Source organism: Shewanella sp. 2_MG-2023 (assembly GCF_030548905.1).
GTDB lineage: Bacteria > Pseudomonadota > Gammaproteobacteria > Enterobacterales > Shewanellaceae > Shewanella > Shewanella electrodiphila.
This window is the reverse complement of record NZ_JAUOSO010000004.1, coordinates 154,994-181,851: the sequence shown is the minus strand read 5'-3', so window position 1 is coordinate 181,851 and position 26,858 is coordinate 154,994. Positions and strand designations below refer to the sequence as shown.

At 40.9% G+C, this 26,858-nt stretch carries 23 protein-coding genes; 11 read left to right on the top strand and 12 right to left on the bottom strand.

Annotated features, from left to right (window positions below; genetic code table 11):
* The first annotated feature begins 217 nt into the window (after nucleotides 1-217).
* Complete coding sequence (locus Q4600_RS06130; protein WP_102527743.1) at nucleotides 218-1,258, top strand: polysaccharide lyase family 7 protein; 1,041 nt, start codon at nucleotides 218-220, stop codon at nucleotides 1,256-1,258.
* A gap of 74 nt (nucleotides 1,259-1,332) precedes the next feature.
* On the opposite strand, the gene Q4600_RS06125 is transcribed toward Q4600_RS06130, so the two are convergent.
* Together Q4600_RS06125 and Q4600_RS06120 are read right to left on the bottom strand one after the other, a co-directional pair.
* A complete protein-coding gene (locus tag Q4600_RS06125; RefSeq protein WP_102527782.1) occupies nucleotides 1,333-2,493 on the bottom strand; it encodes an MFS transporter in 1,161 nt (386 codons plus the stop codon).
* A gap of 402 nt (nucleotides 2,494-2,895) precedes the next feature.
* Complete coding sequence (locus tag Q4600_RS06120; RefSeq protein ID WP_303513822.1) at nucleotides 2,896-3,606, bottom strand: hypothetical protein; 711 nt, start codon at nucleotides 3,604-3,606, stop codon at nucleotides 2,896-2,898.
* A gap of 308 nt (nucleotides 3,607-3,914) precedes the next feature.
* Here Q4600_RS06120 and traF point away from each other — a divergent pair, with 308 nt between their 5' ends.
* A complete protein-coding gene (traF, locus tag Q4600_RS06115; RefSeq protein WP_248956123.1) occupies nucleotides 3,915-5,123 on the top strand; it encodes a conjugal transfer protein TraF in 1,209 nt (402 codons plus the stop codon).
* Between the two features lie 80 nt (nucleotides 5,124-5,203).
* Here the strand turns inward: traF and Q4600_RS06110 are convergent, their stop codons facing one another.
* From Q4600_RS06110 to Q4600_RS06100, 3 genes are all read right to left on the bottom strand, one after another.
* The gene (locus tag Q4600_RS06110; RefSeq protein WP_368502418.1) at nucleotides 5,204-6,055 is read right to left on the bottom strand and encodes a hypothetical protein; all 852 of its coding nucleotides are present in this window, start codon (nucleotides 6,053-6,055) and stop codon (nucleotides 5,204-5,206) included.
* The gene (locus Q4600_RS06105; RefSeq protein ID WP_303513815.1) at nucleotides 6,052-7,218 is read right to left on the bottom strand and encodes a BamA/TamA family outer membrane protein; all 1,167 of its coding nucleotides are present in this window, start codon (nucleotides 7,216-7,218) and stop codon (nucleotides 6,052-6,054) included. Before Q4600_RS06105 ends, Q4600_RS06110 begins: the two co-directional genes overlap by 4 nt.
* A 155-nt stretch (nucleotides 7,219-7,373) precedes the next feature.
* Nucleotides 7,374-9,056, bottom strand: coding sequence for a diguanylate cyclase (locus tag Q4600_RS06100; RefSeq protein WP_303513814.1), 1,683 nt, complete (start codon nucleotides 9,054-9,056; stop codon nucleotides 7,374-7,376).
* Nucleotides 9,057-9,430: 374 nt separating this feature from the next.
* On the opposite strand from Q4600_RS06100, the gene Q4600_RS06095 reads away from it, so the two are divergent.
* Nucleotides 9,431-9,958 (top strand): thioredoxin fold domain-containing protein, encoded by a 528-nt coding sequence (locus Q4600_RS06095; RefSeq protein WP_303513811.1) that lies wholly within the window; start codon nucleotides 9,431-9,433, stop codon nucleotides 9,956-9,958.
* A 147-nt stretch (nucleotides 9,959-10,105) separates the two neighbouring features.
* Nucleotides 10,106-10,552, top strand: a complete 447-nt coding sequence (locus Q4600_RS06090) for a YHS domain-containing (seleno)protein (protein ID WP_303513807.1) — start codon at nucleotides 10,106-10,108, stop codon at nucleotides 10,550-10,552.
* Between the two features lie 199 nt (nucleotides 10,553-10,751).
* Here Q4600_RS06090 and Q4600_RS06085 read toward each other — a convergent pair whose 3' ends face one another.
* The gene (locus tag Q4600_RS06085; RefSeq protein ID WP_102527736.1) at nucleotides 10,752-11,156 is read right to left on the bottom strand and encodes a hypothetical protein; all 405 of its coding nucleotides are present in this window, start codon (nucleotides 11,154-11,156) and stop codon (nucleotides 10,752-10,754) included.
* Nucleotides 11,157-11,583: 427 nt separating this feature from the next.
* On the opposite strand from Q4600_RS06085, the gene Q4600_RS06080 reads away from it, so the two are divergent.
* A complete protein-coding gene (locus Q4600_RS06080) occupies nucleotides 11,584-13,257 on the top strand; it encodes a SulP family inorganic anion transporter (protein WP_303513805.1) in 1,674 nt (557 codons plus the stop codon).
* Nucleotides 13,258-13,567: 310 nt separating this feature from the next.
* Entirely contained in the window at nucleotides 13,568-14,059 is a 492-nt protein-coding gene (locus Q4600_RS06075; protein WP_102527734.1) for a TIGR00645 family protein, read from the top strand.
* A gap of 146 nt (nucleotides 14,060-14,205) precedes the next feature.
* Here Q4600_RS06075 and Q4600_RS06070 read toward each other — a convergent pair whose 3' ends face one another.
* Nucleotides 14,206-15,507: an anaerobic C4-dicarboxylate transporter gene (locus Q4600_RS06070; RefSeq protein WP_229370705.1), complete on the bottom strand. Its 1,302-nt coding sequence runs from the start codon at nucleotides 15,505-15,507 to the stop codon at nucleotides 14,206-14,208.
* Nucleotides 15,508-15,953: 446 nt separating this feature from the next.
* On the bottom strand, nucleotides 15,954-16,934 hold the full coding sequence (locus Q4600_RS06065) for a helix-turn-helix domain-containing protein (RefSeq protein WP_102527732.1): 981 nt from the start codon (nucleotides 16,932-16,934) through the stop codon (nucleotides 15,954-15,956).
* Nucleotides 16,935-17,529: 595 nt separating this feature from the next.
* On the opposite strand from Q4600_RS06065, the gene Q4600_RS06060 reads away from it, so the two are divergent.
* Both Q4600_RS06060 and Q4600_RS06055 read left to right on the top strand, forming a co-directional pair.
* A complete protein-coding gene (locus Q4600_RS06060; RefSeq protein ID WP_303513793.1) occupies nucleotides 17,530-18,504 on the top strand; it encodes a DUF1852 domain-containing protein in 975 nt (324 codons plus the stop codon).
* A gap of 402 nt (nucleotides 18,505-18,906) precedes the next feature.
* Nucleotides 18,907-19,944, top strand: coding sequence for a methionine synthase (locus tag Q4600_RS06055; RefSeq protein ID WP_303513964.1), 1,038 nt, complete (start codon nucleotides 18,907-18,909; stop codon nucleotides 19,942-19,944).
* Between the two features lie 116 nt (nucleotides 19,945-20,060).
* Here the strand turns inward: Q4600_RS06055 and Q4600_RS06050 are convergent, their stop codons facing one another.
* A complete protein-coding gene (locus Q4600_RS06050) occupies nucleotides 20,061-20,891 on the bottom strand; it encodes a sulfite exporter TauE/SafE family protein (RefSeq protein WP_303513790.1) in 831 nt (276 codons plus the stop codon).
* Nucleotides 20,892-21,392: 501 nt separating this feature from the next.
* On the opposite strand from Q4600_RS06050, the gene Q4600_RS06045 reads away from it, so the two are divergent.
* Nucleotides 21,393-22,202 (top strand): hypothetical protein, encoded by an 810-nt coding sequence (locus tag Q4600_RS06045; protein ID WP_303513787.1) that lies wholly within the window; start codon nucleotides 21,393-21,395, stop codon nucleotides 22,200-22,202.
* 17 nt (nucleotides 22,203-22,219) lie between these two features.
* The gene (locus Q4600_RS06040; protein ID WP_303513784.1) at nucleotides 22,220-22,846 is read left to right on the top strand and encodes a hypothetical protein; all 627 of its coding nucleotides are present in this window, start codon (nucleotides 22,220-22,222) and stop codon (nucleotides 22,844-22,846) included.
* A gap of 295 nt (nucleotides 22,847-23,141) precedes the next feature.
* Here Q4600_RS06040 and Q4600_RS06035 read toward each other — a convergent pair whose 3' ends face one another.
* The 3 genes from Q4600_RS06035 to Q4600_RS06025 all read right to left on the bottom strand — a co-directional run bounded on the left by Q4600_RS06035 (nucleotide 23,142) and on the right by Q4600_RS06025 (nucleotide 25,678).
* The gene (locus Q4600_RS06035; RefSeq protein ID WP_303513781.1) at nucleotides 23,142-23,747 is read right to left on the bottom strand and encodes a hypothetical protein; all 606 of its coding nucleotides are present in this window, start codon (nucleotides 23,745-23,747) and stop codon (nucleotides 23,142-23,144) included.
* A gap of 5 nt (nucleotides 23,748-23,752) precedes the next feature.
* Nucleotides 23,753-24,676: a hypothetical protein gene (locus Q4600_RS06030; RefSeq protein ID WP_303513779.1), complete on the bottom strand. Its 924-nt coding sequence runs from the start codon at nucleotides 24,674-24,676 to the stop codon at nucleotides 23,753-23,755.
* A 261-nt stretch (nucleotides 24,677-24,937) separates the two neighbouring features.
* Nucleotides 24,938-25,678 carry a zinc metallopeptidase gene (locus Q4600_RS06025; protein ID WP_303513777.1) on the bottom strand — a complete coding sequence of 247 codons (741 nt, stop codon included), beginning with the start codon at nucleotides 25,676-25,678 and terminating at the stop codon, nucleotides 24,938-24,940.
* Between the two features lie 181 nt (nucleotides 25,679-25,859).
* Here Q4600_RS06025 and Q4600_RS06020 point away from each other — a divergent pair, with 181 nt between their 5' ends.
* Nucleotides 25,860-26,840, top strand: coding sequence for a nuclease-related domain-containing protein (locus Q4600_RS06020; RefSeq protein WP_303513776.1), 981 nt, complete (start codon nucleotides 25,860-25,862; stop codon nucleotides 26,838-26,840).
* Nucleotides 26,841-26,858 lie beyond the last annotated feature (18 nt).

Below are 26,858 nucleotides of genomic sequence, written 5' to 3'. Positions count from 1 at the left end.
GAGTAAATGGGTAAGTGGTTAAATGACTGGTTAAATGACTGGTTAAATGACTGGTTAAATGAGTCGTTAAATTAGTGCATTTGATTCAAGTCGGGCTGTATTTCAATAATATTTTGCTCAATTGATCAAATCATCCAACTCGATCACAATATTGTAATACAATATTATTGTAGTATCTTAGGTAGACTTTAATGGCATGTTCCAGAGGAAAGGCTCAATGAGAAAACTCCAACTTAGTGTTTTGATTGCAACTATCGTTGCTGGCTCTGCAGTGGCATCAGTTGAAACTGATACCGCCAAAAAATTTAACCTTGATCCAGCTAAAGCACCTGCGCAAAATTTTGATTTAACCAATTGGAAAATTACCTTACCGGAATTAACCAAAACAGGTAAACGCAAAGGCAAAGCACTAGAAATTGATAAAACTCAACTGGGCAATACCGAAACGCCTTATGCCCACCCTGAATGGTTCTACACGAATAAAGATACTGGCGCCTTGGTATTCGTTGCACCAAATGAAGCACCGACGACGCCAAATAGTAAAAATACCCGCAGTGAATTGCGTGCCATGTTAGCCGAGCATTATGGCGAGCCTAAAAACAATTTTGTGGTTGCCTCTCACCCTGACGCCAATGAATATGGCGCTATTGGCGGCCAATTAAAAGCGACACTGTCGGTTGATCATGTCAGTGTCAGCGGTAACCCTAAAAAGAACGGGGCGTACTCGGTCGTAATTGGCCAAATTCACGGCTCTGATAATGAACCATTAAAGATTTCTTATCGCAAACTACCGAACCATGAATACGGCTCAATCGCATGGAACTATGAGTTAAATCCGATTCCAGAGCTGCAAGATGCCAAAGATGAAAATGGTAAAAAGCTGCGTCAAGATATCCGTCATAATGTATTTGGCGAATACAACCTCCGTGAGAATGCTGCCGATCCACAAGATGGCATTAAACTCGGTGAAATATTCTCTTATGAGGTCAATGTAACGGGCGACACCATGCACCTGTTATTTACTAAAAACCCTGGCACCGACAACGAAGTAACAAAAACCTTCGCGGTTGATTTGGCTAAAGGTCAATACCAAGGCCACGAAGTGGATGAAGGCTACGGCACTGACTGGATGTATTACAAAGCAGGGGCTTACAACCAATGTAATACCAAGAAAAACAGCTCAGATTGTCAATGGCGTGGCATGGAAAGTGGCGACTATACACAAGCGACTTTTTACCAGTTAGAACTGAATCAATAAGCCTTGTTAGTTGGCTAGCGTAACTGATACTCGAACTCCTAATGCCTATTAGGAGTTCTTCTTTTCAACCCTATCTACCCAGCAATCGGCTTTTGACCTGATGAAATGGTTTCTGCGCTCTTAAGCAGCATATAAATACAAGTGGTAATTAAACACACACCTAAGTAGATAATTAAACCGTTACTTGCCTGAGTAAATGTGGTCGCCAATAACGGGCCTAATACTGAACCTACGCTATAGCACAACAGCATCATCTCGGTAGCAGACACCATTTTTTCAACGGGTAAGCTATCGCAAGCTAACGTAATGGCTATTGGGTAAAGGGCAAAACTGCTCGCCCCTAGCATTAATAAGCTTAACGCCATCATGACAACACTCGTTGACTCCAATACGCCCATGACAGCCAAGCAACCCAATAGACAAAAAATAGCCATCAGTAAGCTCTTGCTCATGCGAGTCGACATGGCACTCGCCGCAGGTTGAACTAGCATGCCGCCCAGTATAATACTCGCCATTAATAACCCCGTATGCTCAGCATAAGCACTTGAATGGCTAAGATAAGACGGCATCAATCCATAAATAGGCCCCAATAATAATCCCGACACAATACAACCAATAATCGCAGGACGACTAATATGGCGAATTTCTTTGCGGTTAATCGATTGTTGGTCGTGGCTAATCGGCTGACCTGAACGGATCAGTACAGGCGCCAGAGTCGCTAAAAACAGTAGTCCTAATACATACAGATAAGGTTGTATGCCTTCGGTGCCTAAGACAGAAATAGCCAGTTGTCCTACAGCACTACCGCCATAAAGCGCCGCCATATATAAACCTAAGCGCTTTGCTCGCTGCTTAGGACAATTAGCCATGAGTAACCACGATTCAACCACCACAAATACCCCTGCTACAGCCATACCTGCAATAAACCTTGCAGCGAGCCAAGTCACCTGATGAGGAATGAGTAGCATTAACGCCACAGTCAAACCCACAAGAGATAAAAAAATAATAAAGGCGCGTCGGTGCCCTAGCTTTTTAATGACCCCTTGAATACAAGTTGCCCCTAACAGCAAACCAAAATAAAACACACTGGCAAGCCAAGGCGTTAAAGATTGATTGATACCAAAATGAGCTAATGACAATGGAATAAGGCTCATTAAAAAGCCCGATGCGACAGCGAAAAATGTTAAACCAACTACAGGGGTAACAATGTTGTTTTCAACATTGCCATGCTTGATTATCGTCAATTTCGTACTACTTAATGTAAGATTTTGGAAGGGTAAAGCGTTCTTGTCGGCTAAAGGTGAGAAAGCCCTATAGACTATTTTCGGCGAATGTATTCCTGAAGCGAAAATAAGTAAAGATAAATTTTATCCTGATGCTAAATTGTGCAAATAAATATCAAATATTGCTGTTTAGATCATATTATTGCTCAGCAAGCACTCATAAACTGCAAGCAAACAGAGCAGCATCATCCATCTAAAACGCCAAGAATAAAAATGGGCAGATGATAAAAGACACCATATCCCCTATGTAAACCATTCATTATGAGCAACTGAGACCATATCAACACTCAAGTGAAACTTTTAATAGTTTATGGATTTTTAGTGTCGATAATAACTTGTAATAAAAGACACTGACTAATCGCGCTTTAAGCCCAGATTTATTAAGGTTTGTCCAATGAATATGACACTATCAAGGTAAAGGGCACTACCTGAATCAATTGCATTATCGAGTGTTTTCTCCTTCTCAGTGTATTGTGACCAGTGATAACAAATAAAAGCACAAAACAGATAAGCACCAAACCAATGCCAAAGGCCATGAGAGGAATCAAATATCATCACCCATGTTATTTCGGTCACAATTAAACTGACTAAAATACCAAAGAGTATGGCAATTAAGGATTGAAACAAAGCAGGTAATTTGGCTGATAACAGTAAAATAATACCCAGCATGAATGCAATAAATATCAAACCGTCGCATAAAGGTAGAAGAATTTCTTGGGGGAGAATATAACTGAGTAACAAGGTCGGCCCTGTTGTCATCAATGTATAGCCAATAAAGCTATATAGGGGTTTTTGAGACTTTACGCCCAATAGCACGCCTAATACAATAATGCTTAAATACCCCCCCATGACCCAAAGCACCCCCGCTTTTAATAAGTCATGTTGCGGCATATAAGTAATCACAGCATAAATACAGCTAATTCCCCACAATAACACTAAGCCTAAGACAATATTAAATGCCCATGAACTTAACTCGCGGTCCTTATAAAATAACCATCGAAAATACTCAATTACGCCTCTATCTTGCATAGTGCCACCATCATCAAATCTGACTAACTCATTCATAAAGCGGTAGTTTACTTAAGCTTAAATACAGCAAAAGCTTACTCACAGTAATAAATCAGACCTAAAGAATATTTCTAATGGAAATTTTACAAAAAGTGACATAAATCAGGTTATGTTCGCCATTGAAAAGAGACCTAAAAACCTAAAATGAAATAACTTATCTACACATGATACAAAGTTTAACAAAAACAGTGTGTTAATGGTTGATACTTGCACGTTTTATGAAAAAACAAAAACCATTTACTGTTATTATCTGTTGCGAAAAAAATTAAAAATAACAATTTATATCATAGTGTTACAGGATGAACATGTTTAAAATAACTAAAAATAATATGCTTAAGTATTTACCTATTTGTATCGTTGCCGCCTTTGCTACTTCAGCTCACGCAAACAACCACAGTTTTGACGCCCGCGCTCTTGCCATGGGTGGTGTAGGCGTAAGCACTGCAGATTACCTCACAGCCCCTTTTCACAACCCAGCGCTAGCGGCGAACTTTAAAGAAAATGACAATGTCGGTTTATTGATCCCTTCACTGGGCGCACATGTTAACGACCCAAGCGATCTTATTGAGAATGTTGAAGATTTTTCTGATGTGTATGATGATTTCAAGTTCTTGGAGAATCCCACTGAAGCCGACGCCCAAGTAGTGATTGATCAGCTTAAAAAGGTGCAAGGCAACTATGCTCAAGTGCAAGCGGGCACCCAGTTAGCCATTGCTATTCCAAGCAACCTTGTTGCGGTTAATTTATTTGCTCAAGCCTATGCTGACGCCTTAGTATTTGCTGATATTGCCGATGAAGATCTCGATCCAAGTAACATCATCAATCAGGATATCAATTCACAAGCGCTAACAATGGGCGTCATCATATCTGAAATAGGCGTTAGCTTAGCAAACTCGCATCAGTTTGAGTCTGGTAGCCTTTTTTATGGTGCTTCACCTAAGTACCAAACTGTGAATACCATCAATTATATTACCGACATTGAAAACTTCGAGTTTGATGATTGGGATGATGATCGCTACCAGAATGATGATAGTAACTTCAACTTAGATGTGGGTATCGCCTTTCAACACAAGGATGGTTATGGATTCGGTTTTGTCGGTAAAAACCTAATCAAAAATAGCTATGACACTGAAATAATTGAAGGGGTAAAAGGACAGTACGAACTCAGTCCGACTTACACAGTCAGTGCAAATTATCAAAATAGTTACTTAGTAGCAGCTATTGATGTTCAGCTTAATGAGTCTGAAGGTTACAGCGAGATCAGTGGAACGTCGACCTTGTTTGATGCCACCCAAGATAATCAACAAATTGCTGCAATTGGTATCGAATTTTTCCCAGATAGTTGGGTAAAATTACGAACGGGTTATCAAACGGACTTAAGCAATAACACTGATGATAGTATTACAGCAGGTATCGGCTTATCGACCTTCAGCTTATTCCACTTCGACTTATCAGCAAGTTACAGCGATGAGAACAATATGGGCTTTGCTATACAGACTGGATTTACTTTCTAGTTCGATTACATAGTTCGTTCAAAAATAAGCTGATATTGCATCAGCTTATTTTTATCACAGCAAGCTTTAGTAGCAAGCAGTTATTGTGTCAGTCGCTCACATGTTGAGTTGTACTCGTTAAGCTCAATAACCCCTTGTAAAATGAAACCATGATAGCGAGCTCTGACTAACTGATAGTCCATATCCGGAGCAAAGTAATAGGTCACTTCCTCAGCTCCTGACTGCTCAACAGGGATCAATTTCATTTCCCCCCATGGTTCAATTGTTGCCTTAATCGTGGGTTTAACATACAACTGATACGGCTCGATATCATCTGAAGCTTGTCTAACTAACGCAAACTGACTGCGACCTTGCATTAACAATTGACGCATTTGAATCGCTAAAGTATCGACATCTCTTAGCGGTATGTGAGCCGATTTATAGCGGTCGATATCGCCATCAATATCCACCTCTGATTCAAGCCCGTCCTTACTTAAAGAGACTTTCATATCCCTTGCACGAAACCCTGTGACTAACTGATGAAATCGCTCAGTGATCCATTCTTCGGTCGTATCAGACCATGACAGTTCTGCTCGTTGATCATATTGAGTGCCGATCCCTAAAATGCTCGCTTTACTTGTCGAGGTAACCACCGCTGACTTACCCTGCCAATTTTCCGCTCTTTTCATTGTGCCAGTATGAATACCACTGAGATAAATGTCGTAATTGGCATGACGGGTGCACTGCTTTTTTGTAGGCTGACTTTCTACTAACTGATTTTCTATTGACTGATTTTCTACTAACTGATTTTCTACTAACTGACTTTTTACTGATTGATTTTCTACTGACTGATTTTCTTCAAGCGCAGCAATAACCTGCTGACTGAAAGACAACATTAAGACTATGGCGAGCAAACGCTTAAGCGGAAAAAAATTAATCGGCAAGATCATCAAAATACTTCGTTCACATTTAAGTAAAAGTTAGTTTCGTTTTCGCCCACACCAACATCAAAACGTAAGTTAATATTGTCTTTGATTTTAAAGCGGAAACCTGTGCCGTATGAGGCTAATAGCTCTTCAGTTAAGTCACTAACATTAGGTGCAACACTGCCAACCGCGCCCCAAAATACCATGCCATAGCGTTGGAAAATCGGTAAACGATACTCAACTTGTCCCATCATCATTTGCTCGTCACGGTATCGGCCTTTAATGAAACCACGCATGGCACTAGAACCACCCAAGTCAGGCAGCATATTCCAAGGCACATCACCACTGGTAAAATTACCTTGGACTTGCCAAGCAATTAAACCAGGAGCATTAGCTAAAATAGACGTTGAGCTTAAATCAATATAGTTGGCTAACTCGATATTATAGGTCGAAAAAGTAGAATATTCGCTGTTTTGATATAACCCTGCATCAATTTGAAATAGCCAACCTTTAGTGGCATTCAAACGATAGTCACGGGAGTCGTAAATACTGGTGACGACAACACCAGAACTAAAGTTACTCGGCAATAGGCTGTTTTCGTCAACCGGCTCACCAGTTTCAACTAACTCCAGCTTTTCAGCACTAGAATAAGTAAAATCCGCTCCAACACCTAAAAAGTAATTGTCAGCAATTTCTGTCATCCAACGAGGTTTAAAGCTATAAGCTTGCTCTTCATACTCATGGTGGTTGGCATCGATATTGCCATCTTCAATGCCTTGGCCATAGTAGACTGCAGCTTCATTGTATAGCTCTAAATCCAGTAACAGCCTTTGTTTACCACCATTGAAAAACGTCATGTTTTCAACTTCAATACCATAGGAGTTATTCATCGACACAAAAGAGTTCAGCACCAATGATGAAGGCTGCTCTTCCGATGTAGAACCTTCGGTTTTATATAAGCCTACCATCAACAATCCCACGCCAAATTTTTTCTCAGGCGTGTAATAAGCAGTTGGTAAGTAACTCATATCAATCGGTTTGCTGTCATCAAATTCACCATCAGCACCAAACACAGATAAAATGTCATCGACCCAAGTCGGCTCCATATCTTTTGGTGTTTCAAATAGTGGTTCAACAGCAACTGCAGCACTTGAAAATGCTAATAAGGTAGGTAATAAAATCCGTTTCATAATGACTCTAATCTGATATGAAGCAAAGCGGGATGAAAGCCTTGTGGCTTGATTGCGCGCATTCTACCATTACAAGAGTATTCGACCATTAATTTTTGTTTAGCTAATGATATTTCTAGCTGTAAATCAGTGTTCAACAAGCGAGAACTTGAACGTTAACTCACTATTCTGACTTGGTTTTTACCGCTATATTTGGCGATATATAATGCTCTGTCTGCATTTTTAATCATAGGCTCAAACCTTGCTAAAGTTAACGGGGTATCCTCAAACTGATTGGCTACTGAACCTGCCACACCAAAACTAGCGGTTAAGGTTAACGAAAGCTCTAGCGCTAAAAATTCAACTTTTTCTATCGCTTCTCTTATCACTTCAGCTTGAGTAATGGCACTATCGCGAGAGGTATGAGGTAAAAATACAATGAACTCTTCACCGCCCCAGCGCGCTGAAATATCACCTTGGCGGCAGGATTCAGAAATCACTTTCGCAATGGCTTTCAACACCTCATCACCAACACTATGACCATGAGTGTCGTTAACATCTTTAAAAGAGTCGACATCGATTAATAATAACGATGCGTCACCCTTCTGATAAACAATCTGCTGCCAAAGGGGCTCAGTTAATTCTTGAAACCCTCTACGATTATTTAACTCAGTCAGCGGATCGGTGCGGGCGTATTTTTCAGCAATCAATTTATCAATTTGAGCAACTCTAAATTGGCGCGCTAGAATAGAAGCTAACAAAATGGCTTCGAACGCCATACCGACTTCAATAGCCTTAAAGGTGTAGTCATTATACGGCACTAACACCCCTGCAACTGCCAACGTTGAGATAGTGATACATATGGCGGCAGTGACAGAGGAAAGAATAAAAATCACTGCAAATGGTTTTTTAGCATTCAGCGCTTTAACGCCCATGGCGATAAACAGCACCACAAAACAGGTGTTAAGTAAAAACGCTAGCACCATGGAGAAAAACAACTGATTGAAAATAAAACCAATCAGCATTCCGAACGGAATGTATAAGGTAGTGCGTAACACAAATCGATCTAATCCAGGAGCATACTCCTTTGTTTGCAGTAATGAACGAGCAAAATGCAATCCAGCTACGCTGTAGGTAATCATGAGGAATATATCGAGCCAATCTTGAAAGTAAACACCAAAATCATAGGTAATAATGGTGTGTAATTGGCCCGTATAAGACAGACTGTTAAGCACAAAACCTAGAAGATATAAGCCGTAAAGACAATATTCTCTCTGTCGAATAAATACAAAAAGCACCAAATTATATAGCGCAAGCGCCAGCATAATGCCGTATAAAGCGCCATATTGATAACCGCTATTAATATCACGATGAATGGCTTGTTCTAATGAGCTAAATTGTATCGGCAGTGCCATCGGGCCTTTTGTTTCTACGCGCATAATGACTTGGGTTTCACCCGAAACAAAGGCGTGTTCAAATGCGTAAAAACGATATTGCATGGGTCTTGATTCAAAGGGCAAGCCATCGCCACCAGCAATATGTTGCGCCACTTTTCCATCTTGTATTAGCCAAGTATCGATGTAATCAATCCACGGTGTTTCAACTGAAAGTCGGTAAGGAGTTGGCGAATGTGATGTGTTATTGACCGTAAATATCATCCAGACTGGAGTCACATCAATGCCTAAAGAAATAGAGTTACTGCTGCCACGAGTGAGCGAGCCCGCTTCAAAATGCTCAAGGGCTTGGCTCAATGAAAGCTTGTTATTTTGCTCTCTAAAGTACTGAGTTTGCTTACCCAGGCTGCCTTGCTGGAACTCAGGAATAACGATGGTATCAGCTTTAACAGAAGTACTCAGCACACAAGCACACACAACAAAAGTGAGTAACAGCCCCCAAAGGAGAGAATGTAAACTTTCGTTACTGAGCGCTATATTATTATCGTTTTTTAAGTCGCTAAGCTTGGGCATAAATGACGATGTGAAATTATTGTTATTTTATTTATAGTAGCATTTAACCCAAAAATCTTCGATATGAATAGTGTAAGAATAAATGCAGCACTGAAATTGCAATATCTACACTGAAGTAGGCACGACATAGTCCAGCAACAATAACATCAAGGTCTATGGCGGTTTATCTAATATCTTCAACTACACCCAAATAGAAGAAGGTGAATCACCACTGTTTTATGATGCTGATGGCGGCTATGACGTAGCTTACATCTATGGTCCACTTCATGGTCGAGAATTCTATGTTGGCGTTGAAGGCAAGCTTTAACTGCCTAGTGCTACTGACAGCTTTAGCTGTCGGTAGCACTGCCAGTGCAGATCATGCGAATACCGCACTTTCTGTGGCGCAAATCCAATTAAAGGATTTGCGCACCAGTCAATCCTCGGTGAGTTACCATGCAGAAAAACCTACCGTGTTGATGTACTTTCAACCCGATTGCAGTTGGTGTAAAAAGCAGGGCAAAATAATCACAGAGCTATTAGGCGAATGTGGCAATAGCGTGCACTTTACTTTAGTCGGGGATAAAGGCTCTAAAAGCCAACTCAAACGCGAATTACGTCATTTTTCAGCCGATACACCCTCTAAGCAAAGCAATAAAATGTTTGTACGTAAAAGCGGTGGCGTGAAAGGCTTTCCAACCACTTTAGTACTTGATACCCAAGGACATGTATTGGCTAAACGCCGTGGTTTTACCTCTGAAACCATGTTACGCAGATTAACCAACGAACTCAGCCAAGGTGAATGCGCATTGTAATCACAATTTGTATTTAAATATTCTTGGCTATTTCACTCTTTCTGAAATGATTTACTGCTTTATTAGGTCTCATTCTTTATCAAGATAACCAGCGAGACCAGTTGTACTTTACAACTGAATAAGGCGAAGTCTTCCAAAGGATATGAGATGAAATTACTGACGACACTATTACTGCCACTGATATTATTCATCATGGCAGGCTGCACCAGCTTAAATAAACACCCCATCCATAATAACGAAGGTTACGCTGTTTCTGGATATGATGTTGTCGCTTATTTTACTGACAATAAAGCCGTAAAAGGTGACCGCCAATTTCAGATTGAATACCAAAGCACACAGTGGTTGTTTGCCAGCCTGCAGCATCAACAGTTATTTGAACAATCCCCTGAGCGATATATACCGCAATACGGAGGATACTGCGCCTATGCCATGAGCAGTGGCTTTGTGGTCAGTAGTGACCCAAATGCATTCACCGTTTTTGAAGACAAACTCTACTTAAACTACAGCTTGAGCGTACGAGAAAATTGGCTTGAAAACAAACACCAATTCATTAAAGAAGCGGATGAAAATTGGCTTGAGAAAACCAGCCACTAATTCGTCAACAAAAAGGCCAGAATAACGCTATTCTGGCCTTTTTTTAGTTGTGCTAGGGGTTGGACTTTGCTGGTTGAGTTTTTCGAGATAAAAACGGATTAAGCGCCGCAAGTGGATTACCGCCTAGCAATCTAGGCAAAAATCGCGAAAAATAACCTTGAAAGCTCAACACCTCCTAATTATGCACCCCGATAATTCGCTACTTAACCCAGCGCATAAGCTCATTGGCATTCATTAATGCATACTGCCTTTTCACCAACTTACCTGCTGGCTCAAAAAGGAGTACCTCAGCAGGTCTGGCTTGATACTTGCCAATAAACTGGTCACCCTCTGGGGTACCGATCCTTGCAATAAGAAAAGCAACATCATCACCTAATGCACCACGAGCCTCATTCATTTGCTCTGTCTGGCTATTACTTACAGCAAGGTTGGGATCATAGACAAATACGACTGCAGAGATACCCGAACCAATATCCTCATGGGAAGTTTTAAAACCTTTAGGCAAAACCGAAAAAACTACCGCAACCAATACGATAATAGCAGCGACAATACCCAAGCCCACTAAAGGCTTGCGGCGAGTAGTGTTTGAATTAGAAGTCCCCATAATAGCAATGCTCTCTTTAAGTGTTGAATTAATTGACGTCGTAACAGACTGTAACAACCCTACCTGAGGCCAAGATTAAATCAATATAATGAGCTTGAACTTAGCAGTAATTTATAATTTGTCTGCTTTAAAAATCGGTTCACACTGTCCAACATTCAGATAAAGAAGCACTACGGCGGCCAAGCTTAAATTAACCCAAGCTTAAAGAAGCCACAGCTTAAGAAGCTATATTTAAGAAGCTAAGAACTCTAGAAAACATGACCTTATTTAGCGAAATTCTGCCTAAGAATGTAATCTCATGCAATAAATCCCACCTACAGAGCAAGCTCGCAAATTCAATTACATTTGCGACATTGATCCCATTAATATATTCACTATACAATGCTGCAAAAATTTTGTGTTGCTAACGTTTTAGGTGGTATTCGCTTTGTTTAAACAACGCTTTCAAGATGTCAGTCTAAAGGGAGATATATTTGGTGGTGTTACTACTGCCATTATTTCATTACCACTTGCTCTCGCCTTTGGTGTAGCGTCAGGTGCTGGCGCAGAAGCGGGGTTATGGGGCGCCATTCTCGTTGGTTTTTTTGCCGCATTATTTGGCGGTTCTTCGACACTAATTTCTGAGCCTACGGGCCCAATGACAGTGATCATGACGGCTATTTTGACCACCATGGTGGCCAAATATCCAGAATCAGGCGTAGCAATTTCATTTACCATTGTGATGATGGCTGGTGCATTTCAGTTTTTGCTGGGTATGCTCAAATTAGGTAAATATGTCACCCTAATGCCCTACAGCGTAGTGTCTGGTTTCATGTCTGGCATTGGTATTATCTTGATCATCTTACAGTTGTCGCCACTTTTAGGCCATGCAGCTCCTGCTGGCGGTGTTATTGGGACACTTAATGCGCTGCCTGAAACCTTACTAAACATAGATTTCAAAGAACTATTTTTAGGCATATTAACCCTAGTCACCTTATTTTTATTCCCACAAAAATACCGTAAATATGTCCCCGCACAACTAGTCGCGTTAATCGCAGTCACATTACTGTCGATCATATTTTTTGATGATGACAGCATACGCCGAATTGGCGAGATCCCAGCAGGCCTTCCTTCAATCGTCATCCCGCATATCAATAGTGAAATTTTCACCACCATGATTATTGATGCCTTAGTGCTCGGTACTTTAGGCTGTATTGATACCTTACTGACAGCCGTGATTGGCGACTCGTTAACCCGTAAAGAACATGATTCAGATAAAGAATTACGCGGCCAAGGTTTGGCTAATATGTTGGCAGGTTTATTTGGCGCATTACCCGGCGCAGGCGCAACGATGGGCACAGTCACCAACATTCAAGTAGGTGCGCGTTCACCGGTTTCAGGCATGACACGTGCGTTAATACTGGCATTAGTTGTGTTAGTGGCAGGTGGATTAACCGAACCTATTCCGATGGCGGTACTGGCTGGTATTGCTGTCTATGTGGGCTTTAATATTTTAGATTGGAGCTTTATTCAGCGCGCTCATAAAGTCAGTGTTGCAGGCATGGCCATCATGTACGGCGTTATGCTGCTTACTGTGTTTGTTGATTTGATTGTTGCGGTCGGATTAGGGGTGTTTATCTCAAACATCATCATTATTGAACGCCTTAGCCGTGAACAAGCTCGCCAAGTCAAAGCCATAAGTGATGCAGACCAAAACACGGTACCACTCACGCAAAGCGAAAGTGATTTATTGGATCAAGCCAACGGCAAAGTGTTGTTCTTTTATTTGTCTGGGCCGATGATTTTCAGCGTATCGAAAGCAATATCACGTCAGCACAACAGTATTAGCGAATATGAAGCGATGATTTTAGATTTAACCGACGTCCCCATGATTGATGTGACAGTCGGTTTAGCACTAGAAAATGCGATTAAAGATGCCCAAGATGCTCATTGTGAAGTGTTTTTATTGTGCCCAAATCCGCAAACCCGTGAGCAATTAAATAAGTTCCGTGTGATTGATTCATTGCCTGAGCAAAATACCTTCTTATTCCGCTATGAAGCGCTACAAGCGGCATTGAAGCATGTGGGTCTTAACAATCAAGCCAAGATTGGACATAACTAGCAATAACTAATAGCCATTAGCGCAAGACACCTCAAAGCTAAAGTCGTGCGCTATTGGCATCAGTAAAATGGCAATGGATTTGCCAAGCAAGAAAAAATATCTACAGCTTTGAAGTGCATCAATATCAATATTTGTTCTACCTACAATTAAGTTAGCGCCTTGAATTTAAGTAAACTCATCAGTGCCGATAAATCACCTAAACTTATTATCTTGATGAAAGTTAAAATGATGAGTGTGGATTAGCATCATTGTGGTATTGTTCGAAAATCGCTGATGAGTAGCGATTTTTATTTTAAAGGTTGGATTACCAATGGAACAAATGTTTGAGAAATTGATGTATGCATCACGCTGGATCATGGCGCCAATTTATCTAGGATTAAGCCTGATTTTGATTGCACTGGGTCTGAAGTTCTTTCAGGAGATCTTTCATATCTTACCGATTATCTTTCAAATGAAAGAAGTTGATTTAGTGCTAATTGCCTTATCACTGATTGATATCACTTTGGTTGGCGGGCTTATCGTGATGGTGATGTTTTCAGGCTATGAAAACTTTGTCTCACAACTTGATGTCGCTGATAAAGATGAAAAGCTCAACTGGCTTGGCAAGATGGATTCTGGCTCGCTTAAAAACAAAGTCGCGGCCTCAATTGTCGCCATCTCATCGATTCATTTATTGAAGGTGTTTATGAATGCCGAAAATATCGAAAACGACAAAATCATGTGGTACTTACTTATCCATATCACTTTTGTGTTATCAGCCTTTGTCATGGGCTATCTCGACAAAATAAGCCGCACCAAATAATCACTATTTGTGCTAACTCATTAGAGAAATAACTAAGCAAATAGCTAGATAAATAGCCCTGAAAATAATTGGGGTAGCAATAAGCTACCCCGAAAATTTCAGCTACAGCTTGTATGACTAGATAATAAAACTAATCATATTTATGCCTATAAAATCATCTCAGCAAGTACAAAGCCTATAATTACTGAACTCACAATAGACACCACACCCGGTATCACAAAAGGATGATTAAATACCCATTGACCAATTCGGGTAGAGCCAGTGTCATCCATTTCCACAGCAGCCAACAAGGTTGGATACGTTGGCAACACAAATAACGCACTCACTGCTGCAAACGAAGCAATGGCCGCCTCTGGACTAACCCCTAGCATAAATGCTGATGGCATTAATGCCGCAGTTGTTGCTGCTTGCGAGTACAGCAACATGCTCGCTAAAAACAAAATAATAGCCAGCATCCACGAGTGCTCTTCTAGCAAGCCACCCGATAGCGCTTTAATCTCTTCTAAATGCCCAGAAACAAAAGTATCACCAAGCCACGCTACACCTAATACACAAATACACGCGCTCATACCCGACTTAAACGTCGCAGCATTAAGCACCTCTGCTGTATCCACTTTACACAACAGGGTAATAGCAGTGGCGGCGGTTAACATAAATACCATAATGGCTTCATTTCGCGGTAATGTCGGATTCTCAATAAGTGCAACAGCATCGCTAATCGCCGTGGCATAAAACACCACCGCCACAATAGCTACCAGAAAAACCATCACTGAACGCTTAGCGCTCGCAGGTAACTCAATGCTATTTGTTTCGCGTTTGCTCACTAAACCTTGCGCAACACGTTCTTGATAAACCGGGTCATCTTTTAACTCTTTACCCATAAATTGGGCAACAAAAGCGCCGACCATACAAGCAAGAAAAGTAGATGGAATACAAATCATCAATAAACTGATATAGCCCACGCCTTTACTTTCAAGCATGCCACTCATAAGCACAACTGCAGCTGAAATCGGTGACGCTGTAATCGCAATTTGAGAGGCAACAACGGCAATACTTAATGGCCTTGAGGGACGAATGCCCTGCTCTTTAGCGACTTCAGCAATAACGGGCAAAGTGGAAAATGCCGTGTGCCCCGTACCTGCAAACAATGTCATTGTGTAAGTCACAACTGGGGCTAAAAAAGTTACCTGCTTAGGGTTTCGGCGTAAGATCCGTTCTGCAATATTGACCAAATATTGCAATCCACCCGCAACTTGCATCGCTGCAATCGCTGCGATGACCGACATGATAATCAAAATCACATCAATAGGAATGGTGCCTGGGGTCATACCTAACCCAAGAGTTAACACCAACACACCTAAACCACCAGCAAAGCCAATACCAATGCCGCCAATCCGTGCGCCGATAAAGATGGCTGCTAATACCACCACTAACTCAATTGTTACCATAAATCCTCCCAAGCCATAATTGCGCGCACTCTACTGCAAAGCTAATAGATCTTATAGATGATTAAATCAATAAAACCTTAATTAGCAGAACAATTATCAATAAGTGTTAACTAGGGCGTGTTGTTCATTACGGGTTGAGTTTTGTTCGAGATAAAACCGATTAAGCGCGGCGAGTGAATTGCCGCCTAGCAATTTAAGCACTCTTTGTTTGCAAAAAATTCGCTCAACAATGCAGAATCCGATTTAGCCGCCCCCTACGGGCAGCGTTTGTTGTCCATTTTTACTACGTTATCGGCTGTTAATGCAGAATAAAATGTATTGTGCGCAGAAGAGGTTTACCCTTGGCGATTTACTCTGGGTTTCTTTCGACGCACTGACTTTGTGCCCTGATTTCCACGCCTTATTTCCCACGTCTTGTTTCCCACATATTAATTCCCACGTATTAATTAAGGCGTGTCTTTGTGAAGTAATTCCATCAAGCCAACGAGAGCGGCAAACAGTACGGCGCCAACAGGCCAAATAATCCAAGTGATACCCCAAGCCATTGTCCAAAAGCTCCAGCCAAGATAGATAGCAATCAGCAAGGGCCAATAAAATCCAGCCAACTTCTCCGCTCGTTTAGTACGTCTAGTTGTCTCTGTCTCTTTAACGGCTTCTTTCAATACATTGCTATAGGCATCATATTTTGCTGAAACCGGTAAAATAATGAATAGGCCAACTGCAATGATAAAAAGCAGTACATCTATCATTAATAAAACGATATCTTGCTCAAAAGAAAAAATACTCACGCACAGCAGCGGAACAAAGCTAACAATAAAACAGAAGATACCTACAGATAAACGCAAATTATAAGCCGGTCTAAACTGTTTACGCTTTTCATGAAACACGCTGTGAACACCATAAGCGAGTTCAAATGGTTCATCTTCTATCGCCGCTATTTCATCTTGATATTGGTTTGTCTTGATAAAAAAGCTCACTCCAACTGACACCAAAATCAACACACTCACAATACCCAATGCCGCTGCGATATCACCCGTCATGTTTAATCGATTCGTTTCCGCCATCGCCATAAAGAAAAATAACGGCATTGCAGAACACACACACAAAACCACGCCTTTAGAAACAAGATTCGTCATTGCGATTTTATGCTCAACATACTCAGTCGCTTGCTCTAGGGTAATATGGTTAATGCCTGGTTCTTTGGCTTCCGTAGCAACTTCAAATTCCTCGTTCTCATCCTTTAGTAAGAAGTCTGTAGACACATCAAAAATCTGTGAAAGCATAATGATTTTATTTAAATCAGGAATGCTATTTGCCCCTTCCCATTTAGAAACAGACTGACGAGAAACATTCATTTTCTCAGCCAACTCTTCCTGCGACCAGCCCAGTTTCTTCCTTAATCTAATAATCTTATCTGCAAGTATCATTAGCGAGTCCTTTTAATCAATAATTGAGCAGCAAGCATAAGAAATCAGGCAGTTGCTCACTAGCAAGCCAGCTTGTTAATCTGTCAACCAGCAGTTGCGTTATTGATTATTAAGCCATATTTCAGCCATTTTTTGTATCTAATCGCTAAATAAGCACAGAATCTGAAACACGGTGCAAAATACTCTTCCACCCTATCGATATTAAAAAGCCCCGACATCTTATGCTGTCGAGGCGCTCAAATCTTGTCGCTTTATCCCTTCTAATGACAAATCAGCAAGCATCATTTCAGGCATGGTTAACCAATAACGTGGCCACTAATTCAAACAAGTTACGCCTACCCTGACAGCTGCCATTATTAGCGTTTTAATACCGCGCTATCTGAGTCATTTTTTTCACCCAAAACCTCAACATGAACAACGCTCATGTTGCAGCGGAAATTTAATCAATTTTCATCAAGTAATGAAACACGTATAAATCAAACACAGCTTAGAAAAACTTGAAACTGCTGACAGGCAGTTATCACAAAGCAGCAAAATACTAAAAATATTAACCAATATTCAGCTTTGATTACACAAGATGGGATACCAGAACATCATGAATAACGAATTTACTTTTACGATTAAAAACATCTGTCTCGATGAGAACTACCAGCCATCAGACAGTACCCGTATTACCACTAACTTTGCTAATTTGGCCAGAGGTGAGAGCCGCCAACAGAACTTACGTAATGCGTTAAAAATGATTGATAATAGTTTTAATGCGTTAGCTTACTGGGACAACCCAAAAGCTGACCGTTATTCAGTTGAGCTTGAAATTGTCTCTGTTGATATGGAAATTGAAAACAGTGGCCAGACGTTCCCCTCCATTGAAGTATTAAAAACCCATATTATTGATCATCAAACCAACGAGCGGATTGAAGGCATAGTCGGCAATAACTTCTCATCTTATGTGCGAGATTACGACTTTAGCGTATTACTGTCTGAGCATAATAAAGGCCAAAGCCAATTTAGCATTCCTGATACCTTCGGCGACTTACACGGCAAGCTGTTCAAGTATTTTGTTAATTCAGATACCTATAAACAGCACTTTAAAAAAACACCCGTAATATGCCTGAGTGTGTCAGATAACAAAACCTATCAGCGCACAGGCAATCAACATCCATTATTGGGCTATGAGTACCAACCAAATGAGTCGTCGTTAACTGAGCAATATTTCAAAAAGATGGGCCTACAAGTGCGCTATTTTATGCCGCCTAAAAGTGTGGCGCCTCTAGCATTCTACTTCTTTGGAGATTTACTCAATGATTACAGCAACCTTGAGTTAATTAGCACCATCAGCACTATGGAGACGTTTCAAAAGATTTACCGCCCTGAAATTTATAACGCGAATGCCGTGGCTGGTAACTGTTACCAACCTAACTTGAGCAATCAGGATCACTCTATCACTCAGATTGTTTATGACCGAGATGAGCGCAGTAAATTAGCCATTAAACAGGGTAAGTTTGCCGAGGAGTACTTCATCAAACCGTATCAAACCATTCTAGAGCAATGGTCTGCTAGGGCCTGTTGATCTTTGCTGGTTAAGTTTTGTTCGAAATAAAAGCGTTTTAATCGAGGCGGATGAATTGATGCCTAGTCATCTAAGCAAAGTTCATTCAACAAAGAGTAAAACGCTTTTAGTCGAACCCTTCGGGCAGCGTTTGTTGGTCATTTTTACTGCGTTATCGACTTTTTATGTAGAATAACTACACCACAAAGTCTCTGCCTTGTACAAATGACCAACAATTCGCTGCAAAAACAACCTCGAAAGATCAACAGGCCCTAACTACTCGCTGTAATCACCAGCACTATTAACAAGTACAGAATAATCAAGTACATGAATAACCCGCGCTAATAACAAGTGCATGAATAAACAAGCGCAATCAAAACACTTTTAGCCAAACGGACTACAGCACTTATGACGACGAATACAGTGAAACCATTACTGCCAACTTCAACGGCTGGCAGTTTACCTAAACCTTCATGGCTGGCAGAACCAGAAGCGCTATGGTCACCTTGGAAATTACAGGGTCAAGAGTTGATTGACGGTAAGCACGATGCGCTGCGTTTATCACTACATGAGCAACAACAAGCTGGCATTGATATCGTCAGCGATGGTGAACAAACCCGCCAACACTTTGTCACCACCTTTATTGAGCACCTAACGGGCGTGGATTTTGAACAGCGAAAAACCATTAAAATTCGTGACCGTTATGACGCCAGCGTTCCAACAGTAGTCGGTGCGGTTTCTCGGCCAAAGTCAGTGTTTGTTGAAGACGCAAAAATACTGCGTAAACAAACCAATCAACCGATCAAATGGGCGCTACCTGGCCCTATGACCATGATTGACACTCTTTATGATGCCCATTATCAAAGCCGTGAAAAACTGGCTTGGGAGTTTGCCAAAATTCTTAACCAAGAAGCCAAAGAGTTAGAGGCCGCAGGCGTTGATATTATTCAATTTGATGAGCCTGCATTTAATGTATTTTTTGACGAAGTGAATGAATGGGGTATTGCTTGTTTAGAGCGAGCCATTGAAGGGCTTAAGTGTGAAACAGCGGTGCATATTTGCTATGGCTACGGCATAAAAGCCAACACAGATTGGAAAAAGACCTTGGGCTCAGAGTGGCGCCAATATGAGCAGGCTTTTCCTAAGCTGCAACAATCTAATATCGATATTATATCGCTGGAATGTCACAACTCCCATGTGCCCATCGAACTGCTTGAGCTTATTCGCGGTAAAAAAGTCATGGTCGGCGCTATTGATGTCGCTAGCAACAGCATTGAAACACCAGAAGAAGTCGCCAACACCTTACGTGAAGCGCTTAAATACGTCGATGCTGATAAGCTGTACCCATGCACTAACTGCGGCATGGCGCCGTTATCTCGTGATGTCGCAAGAGGAAAGTTACAAGCATTAACAGCAGGGGCTGATATTGTTCGAAAGGAACTATCAATGAGCGAACGATAAAAGCGTAAACCCCGAGTTAGAAAGGCTAATGGTAAGTGCTTAACCTGAGCACTTACACAATCCTCCTAAAGTGAAACACTAAAGTGAGAAGCTAAACAGACAGCTAAATAAACAAGTTATAGAAAAGGTTGTATCAACATACGCAACCCCGTAAAGAGTAATACCAAAGCAAAGATCTTCTTCAATTTAGCAGCATCCAGTTTTGCCCCGAGCGATGCACCAACCGGCGCAAATAACACCGTCAAAGGGACAATACACATAAAGCCAAATAGGTTAACTAGACCCAATGTCCCAGCTGGCGCATCGCTTGGAGTGCTCCCCAATATCAGCATAGTCAGTGCAGCAGGCAATGAAATAATGAGCCCAATCGCCGCAGCCGTGCCAACAGCCTTATGCGCAGGATAATTAAATAACGTCAGTAATGGCATAGAAATAGTACCGCCGCCAATACCCACCATCGAGCTAAAAAAGCCAATTGAAGTGCCCATCATCGTTTGGCCCGCTTTGCCGGGTAATTGTTGAAAAAGCGCAGACTTCCCCGTTCTCAATAACATGTTTAATGCTGATAAAGTTGCAATGATGGCAAACATCGCCGTCAAGATAGCGCCATCAACACGCGTCACAAGCCAACTCCCCAGTAAAACGCCGAGCAGAATAAATCCTCCCCAACGCTTAAGCAGTTCAAAATCGACATTGCCTTTTTGATTATGAGATCGAATCGAACTCACCGAGGTTGGCACTATGGTTGCCAGCGAGGTAGCAGTCGCAACCAACATAGCTGATTCAGCTGACACCCCAAAACCTTGAAACAAAAAATACAGTACTGGCACAATAACGATGCCGCCTCCTACCCCCAACAAGCCCGCTAAAATGCCCGCTACGACACCAGTGGCAGCCAAAGCAATAATGGTAGACAGGTTTGCTGTTATAAATTCAATAATATTCATGCTCGTCGACTTCAATTTGTTTATTGTGACAATTTAACTAATTGTAAATAAATAGACTTAGTTGATGAATTGATTAAATTTCAACACATCATGAGTGGAATTCAATATGGGATTGAGTAGAGGTGTTCGCTAAGGTTGCGTAGTAGGTATTAGAAATTAATTCTGTCATTAAAAGACCAGCAGGACTTGATATAGGGGCTTTAATTTTTGAATAAAATAATAAGATAAAAAGAAGCGATACAGATATTGTGAAAGTTTACTTTTCATATTGGTATTCATTTCTAGATTACATCATTAAGAATGCATTTAGGTTTTTAGATAGCTATTTAGGCTAAAATACATAAGCCAAATGCTGAGGTACAATTAGCAATATAAAAAGGATTTAGACACGAAATATAAGGATATTCCATGTCAGCATATGCCAGTAGAGCCACCCACGATTACTAAAGAAAAAAACAACTCACCAAAATATTGTCAGGTAACGAGCACACCTTGGTACAAATGAATTCTGCCGAATTTATTGAACTTACTATTAGTCACAAACAAAAACAGGGCATGAGTAAAGAGCAAGCTGTAAATGAAGTAGGCGCAATACTTTCAAATGCATCTCCCGCAGGTGAGCAATATTGGGACAAATACCGTGATAAAATTAAAACATTAAGCGGATATATACCTGTATTTGATGATGGTATAGCACTTGCTGCTCTTGCGATTGACATGCAGCGAAGTGGCAATGTTTTCAATAAATATAAGCTCGCAACTTATTCTGGAAAATCTTTTATCATATTCCAAGGCTATGCAGGCCTTAGAAGAGATCTTACTGGCACTCGGTATTTAGCTAACAACCCCAAAGTCATCTCAATGGGGATAGGGAAAGCTGGAGCATTGAGCACGATTAAGGCTGGTGGTGTAGTTACAATTCTCATTTCAGCAGCATTCCATGCATTCGATCAATTGATGAGCGATGAAAAAACTTGGCATGATTTTGTTGGTGGTATGGCCGTTGATATATTGATTGCTGCAGGAAGTGCTGCAGTATCTTTAATATTAGTTACAGCAGCGGCAGCTTTAACGACTGCAGTTGTTGGCGGGTTAGCAGTAATTGTTATTGTTGGCACAGTTATTGGCTTTTTTAGTTCCATGTTTATAGATACCAAATATTGGTCTAAGCGAATAGCTGAAGCATTGATCGATATGGAAAAAAATATGCTCACTAACACTTCACATATTAATAACCAACTACAAGAAGCTAATAGGCAATATCACGATGACCCAATATTATTTATACATAGATTATTTGGTATTCCATAACGAGGCCCAATTCTACGATGAGCAATAAAAGTTATATTGAAAAGCCAATAAGTAAAAAACAACTAAAAGTTCTTTCCGCACTGTTAGTCTCAATTTTTTCATTTATGTTTTATGTTTGCGGCAGTGTCTTTTTTGAAGAGCTTAGCAATATAGAAAAAATAAGAGATGGTCATATTTATATTGGTAATAGAGATCTCGCTTTTGGTGCAATTTTTTTTATCCCTGTTCTCGCAGTACTAGATTACATGTTTATCCTCGTCCTTCTGGATAAATTTAAGGATAATGTGATGAAGCTATTTATCAAAATAGCGTTCATTTCAATACCAGTAATGATAATTTCAAGCATCACATATAGCTTTTGGGTTGGTTCTGAATTAAGGGCAAATGGTTACTCACATTGCACTGCTTATGGTTCAGCAACACGTGGGACGCCATCAATATGGGTTAAATCGGAACAATACTGCCAAGAACGCGCTTGGAAAATTAGAATTGAACTCTATGAATATTTCGACCATTGGGATCAAAAAAAGCAAGAACCGACTGAAGAAGAACTGAATGCTGCAATCCTTACCATGTTAGAAAATAACCCGTTCTATCGCCTAAAGCATGGATTGTCAGATCTTAAAAAGCGGCAACCTTTATAAGATTAAACATATATGTGAGCACTAACTAAAGAAGTTCTTTAAGACAGAAAGCTCATTTTTAAATACCCCAGTAAAGAACAAGAAGCTCCGATACCTATAGCTATCGGGGCTTTATCGTTTCTATTCAATAAGCTTTGCTTTAACGTTCAGACTAAAGACCAACATAAGCATCTAACGCAGGATTAGTCAGATTAGAACAAAGAGATTTACCACGACGTTTAGCTGACTATACGGGTGGTGCAGCAACGCCATTATCACCGATTTAGACAAGCTGATTAAAAATTCCAACTGACCTTCAAAGGCCACCAATATAATCTTCACGCGCTTGCTTAGCTTCTGCAATAAACATTTCAAGTTCTGCTAGTGTTGGTTCAGTACCTTCTATATTGTAATCTTCAAAGAACTCTTCAATATCACTGCGTATTAATGAACCAGACTGCAAGCATAACGTCTCGTTTTTCAACCATACATCAGGGGCTCGAAATGAAGGGCCTGTGTACCAATAACAATAGCTGTAGCCTTCTGACTCCAAATTTTTTTCGTAAGCCATATCAACAGGTAAAATACTAATAGCCCCAAAAATCAAGCCAGATATGCCACATTTGTTTGCTAAAAAAATCGAGTGCTTAAAGCTAAATTTTAAAACATATTGCAGCACAGCTAAGAGCAAATACCCCCAAAAAGGCACGAGTACGATCGGAAGAAAAAAAATAGTATTCTTTTTGATATATGTATACTGACTAACCTGAGAATAAAAGGTTTCTAATCCCAAATGGAATGCATAAAAGGAGCCGAAAATAATTACTGCAATTATTGCCAACAGCAGGATTTGAGAAACTAACTCTTGCTTTCTTTTAATTTGATATTTTGGTTCTAGTTCGTCCCATACCATAAGCTTCATATAAATTAATACCCTATCGGTTTCGTAGTTTCTATACTTAGTAAACCTAATAATTTTTTAAAGAATACTTGAGGGGCTTTTGAATACTCTTCCCTAGCAGTCTTCATGTCACGCTGGAAATCAAATGAGCTACTCAATAAGTTCTTCTCTGCTTTAGCTAAATTTGCCGCCACAAAATCAGTAAGAGGTTTAGTATCAGGAAGGAAAGCAACAAACAATAAACTCACACCTACGACTATAATAAGAGGAGCTACTACTGTACCAGCAATGATTGTTCCACCGAGAGTTATCAAGCCAGCGCTCAATGCTACAGCGCATGCAGCCACCGTTATATCCACTGAAACCCCTGCGACAAAGTGATGCCAAGTAGCATTATCATTAAGTACCTGCTCTACAAAATGAAATGCAACAGAAAACACGATACTTACGACAAAGCCACCCTTAATCGCTTTATTAGCACTAAGTTTACCGACTCCGATGGTAAATAGCTTTGGATTGCTGGCAAGGTAGCGGGTACCGCTTAAGTGCCCCTGAAGGCCAGGGTAACTATTAATGAATACAGCGGGGGCATTACCATAGACTTTGATTTTAAATTTGCCAAACACATTACCTTGACGTTTCATCTCTGTGGCCAAAACAGTAAGTGCCGCCACATCATCAAGAACAGGATATAGACCTCCTGCAGTCTTTAACTTATCTTTATGCTTAGCCCAAATAGCTGGGCGCGAGTTATGCTTTGCTAACAGTGCATCAAGTGATTCTACTGCTTCCACTCGAGTCATTCCCTGCTTCATTTTTATCGATATGACATAATCAACAAACTCAGCTGAGCTCATCTGAATCAGGGTGTGATTATTGCCTGATAATAGGCTCTTGATTTGATGTTGACGTTGTCTCTCGGCAATTGCCCGACGAGCATAAGCTGACATAATACAATCCTTTTATGTGTAATCATTCCATTGATGCAATGCCTCTTATTTTACTGAGTTGATCGCAGTTGTATATTATCAATAAGAATAGTTTTTCCATCAAAAACTGCCCCGTCACAGAGGTGGACGGTGATGATGATGGCATCCCTTGTGAAAGACTGTGGTGTAATTGAATTTCGTGAATAGTTGAAGTGTTAACTCTGACCTGGTTTACTCGACTTATTTCAGATAGCCGACCACACTGCTCTTTGATAAAAGCTATTAGCGACGCAGCACCGCTATCCAGCGGCCAAGATTGAGTAAGCTGGCCAACGAGCCAGCCACGTAGGTCAGTGCGGCCGCCTTGAGAATCTTCTCCGCATGCTTTAGGTCACCGTCGTGCAGGTAGTTACCCTCTTTTAGTATGGGCAGCGCCTTGCCATAACTGGCGTCAAACTCCACCGGCAAGGTCACCAGATGCACAACAGTGCTCAACCCCATCGACAGCACGCCGATTAATATGGTCAAGGCGCCAGCCTGCGGTATACGGGTGAGCATAAAGACCACTGGCGCCGCGAACATCATTATGCCGGCAAGACGCTCACCGACCATAGCGGCTTTAGCGAGCTTCTGTCGCATCAAAAACAAAGACTCGCCGCGAGAATCCTGCAGCGCATGCCCAACCTCGTGGGCAGCGACAATCACAGCAGTCAGGGAATGACCGGAATAGTTATCCGGCGTAAGGCGAACAGTCTTAGCGGCGGGATCATAATGATCGCCGTCAGGCGTCTCTTCAACCTTAACGTCATTTAGGCCAAAACGATCTAGAATATGGCGAGCAAATTCTCCACCGCTACCTTGCTGACGGTAGCGATCAGCAGGCTGTTGAAACTTGCTCATGATGTGCTTAACCCACAAACCTGGCAAGAAAACACAGCCCGCAATGACAATAATTAGAATAATCCATAACATGCAAACCAGTATGCCATAAACCTTGATATAACTCTCACGGCTTTTACTCAAAGCCATTAGCCGTTAGGCGAAACCTTTAACCATGAATGTGTGTAGTTGATGATGATTTTATTAACGGTTTAAATTGACTGCTATTTTCTACAAATTCAATCAATAATAATAGCTTTATCAATCTATAACTGTTTATTATGGTAGTGATTTTTATCAAGTTATGAATGGATGCTGTTGATAAATGATTCTGAAAACTAAAACCCTGCAAAATATGGTTTCACCACAGGCTATTGCTGGTCAAAAGCAAGAGCAAAACGTGGCCTTCTTTTTACGCCGAGCCTTTAAAGACAACCCCGAAATTCTGGTCATCAATGATTTCAAATTCAGTTTTAATGATGAAACAGCCCAGATCGATCACTTGATCGTTTACCCCTATGGCTTTGTGCTGATTGAATCAAAAAGCATTAAAGGCCATGTAAAGGTTAACCAACAACAAGAATGGACTCGCAGCTATAACAACCAATGGTCAGGTATCCCATCGCCGATTAAACAAGTCGAACTGCAACAAGATTTATTTCAAGAGCTACTCGACCATCATCGTCTGGATATATTAGAAAAATTTCTTGGTATTAAACAAGGATTCGGTGGTCGTTGTTGGGATCATCTTTGCGTAATCTCCAGTAATGCTGTCATTGATCGTAAAACCATGCCCAAAGCCGTATCAGAACAATTAGTCAAAACTGAGTTCTTAGTCGATAAGCTTCTTAAAATGATGAAGCTAGGAAATAAGCTTTTGCGCAAAGTTAATGTCTATGACACCCGACCTTACTTTAACCAGCAAGAACTCGACTCCATAGGTAACTTCATACTCAGTCAGCATATTGATAGCAGTAACCAGATTAATAGCAGTAAACAAGCAACATCAAGCCCGACAGCTGAAGTAGTCACCCCAATAGCACAGCCTCAAGCTCCAAATGTCTATCAAGAAGCTCAACCCATTCCTCAAGTAAAACTAAGCTGTAAACATTGTGGTGAATCAACAAACTACATCCCAATGTACGGTAAGTTTGGTTATTACATTAAATGTAATCAATGCACTAAAAATACGCCCATGAAGCAAGCCTGCCCCATGTGCCACAGCAAAAATACCAAAGTACAAAAGCGCAAAGAGACTTACTCCTTGAATTGCCAAGATTGTAGTTATAGTCAGCAGATTGTCTAAGGAATAGAAATTGAACAA

Bases quoted from the DNA above. Each gene is read 5' to 3' on its own strand.
- Q4600_RS06130 (WP_102527743.1), top strand. From the start codon at position 218: ATGAGAAAACTCCAACTTAGTGTTTTGATTGCAACTATCGTTGCTGGC.
- Q4600_RS06120 (WP_303513822.1), bottom strand. From the start codon at position 3,606: ATGAATGAGTTAGTCAGATTTGATGATGGTGGCACTATGCAAGATAGA.
- traF (WP_248956123.1), top strand. From the start codon at position 3,915: ATGTTTAAAATAACTAAAAATAATATGCTTAAGTATTTACCTATTTGT.
- Q4600_RS06105 (WP_303513815.1), bottom strand. From the start codon at position 7,218: ATGAAACGGATTTTATTACCTACCTTATTAGCATTTTCAAGTGCTGCA.
- Q4600_RS06095 (WP_303513811.1), top strand. From the start codon at position 9,431: ATGGTCGAGAATTCTATGTTGGCGTTGAAGGCAAGCTTTAACTGCCTA.
- Q4600_RS06090 (WP_303513807.1), top strand. From the start codon at position 10,106: ATGAAATTACTGACGACACTATTACTGCCACTGATATTATTCATCATG.
- Q4600_RS06085 (WP_102527736.1), bottom strand. From the start codon at position 11,156: ATGGGGACTTCTAATTCAAACACTACTCGCCGCAAGCCTTTAGTGGGC.
- Q4600_RS06075 (WP_102527734.1), top strand. From the start codon at position 13,568: ATGGAACAAATGTTTGAGAAATTGATGTATGCATCACGCTGGATCATG.
- Q4600_RS06070 (WP_229370705.1), bottom strand. From the start codon at position 15,507: ATGGTAACAATTGAGTTAGTGGTGGTATTAGCAGCCATCTTTATCGGC.
- Q4600_RS06065 (WP_102527732.1), bottom strand. From the start codon at position 16,934: ATGATACTTGCAGATAAGATTATTAGATTAAGGAAGAAACTGGGCTGG.
- Q4600_RS06060 (WP_303513793.1), top strand. From the start codon at position 17,530: ATGAATAACGAATTTACTTTTACGATTAAAAACATCTGTCTCGATGAG.
- Q4600_RS06050 (WP_303513790.1), bottom strand. From the start codon at position 20,891: ATGAATATTATTGAATTTATAACAGCAAACCTGTCTACCATTATTGCT.
- Q4600_RS06045 (WP_303513787.1), top strand. From the start codon at position 21,393: ATGAATTCTGCCGAATTTATTGAACTTACTATTAGTCACAAACAAAAA.
- Q4600_RS06040 (WP_303513784.1), top strand. From the start codon at position 22,220: ATGAGCAATAAAAGTTATATTGAAAAGCCAATAAGTAAAAAACAACTA.
- Q4600_RS06035 (WP_303513781.1), bottom strand. From the start codon at position 23,747: ATGAAGCTTATGGTATGGGACGAACTAGAACCAAAATATCAAATTAAA.
- Q4600_RS06030 (WP_303513779.1), bottom strand. From the start codon at position 24,676: ATGTCAGCTTATGCTCGTCGGGCAATTGCCGAGAGACAACGTCAACAT.
- Q4600_RS06020 (WP_303513776.1), top strand. From the start codon at position 25,860: ATGATTCTGAAAACTAAAACCCTGCAAAATATGGTTTCACCACAGGCT.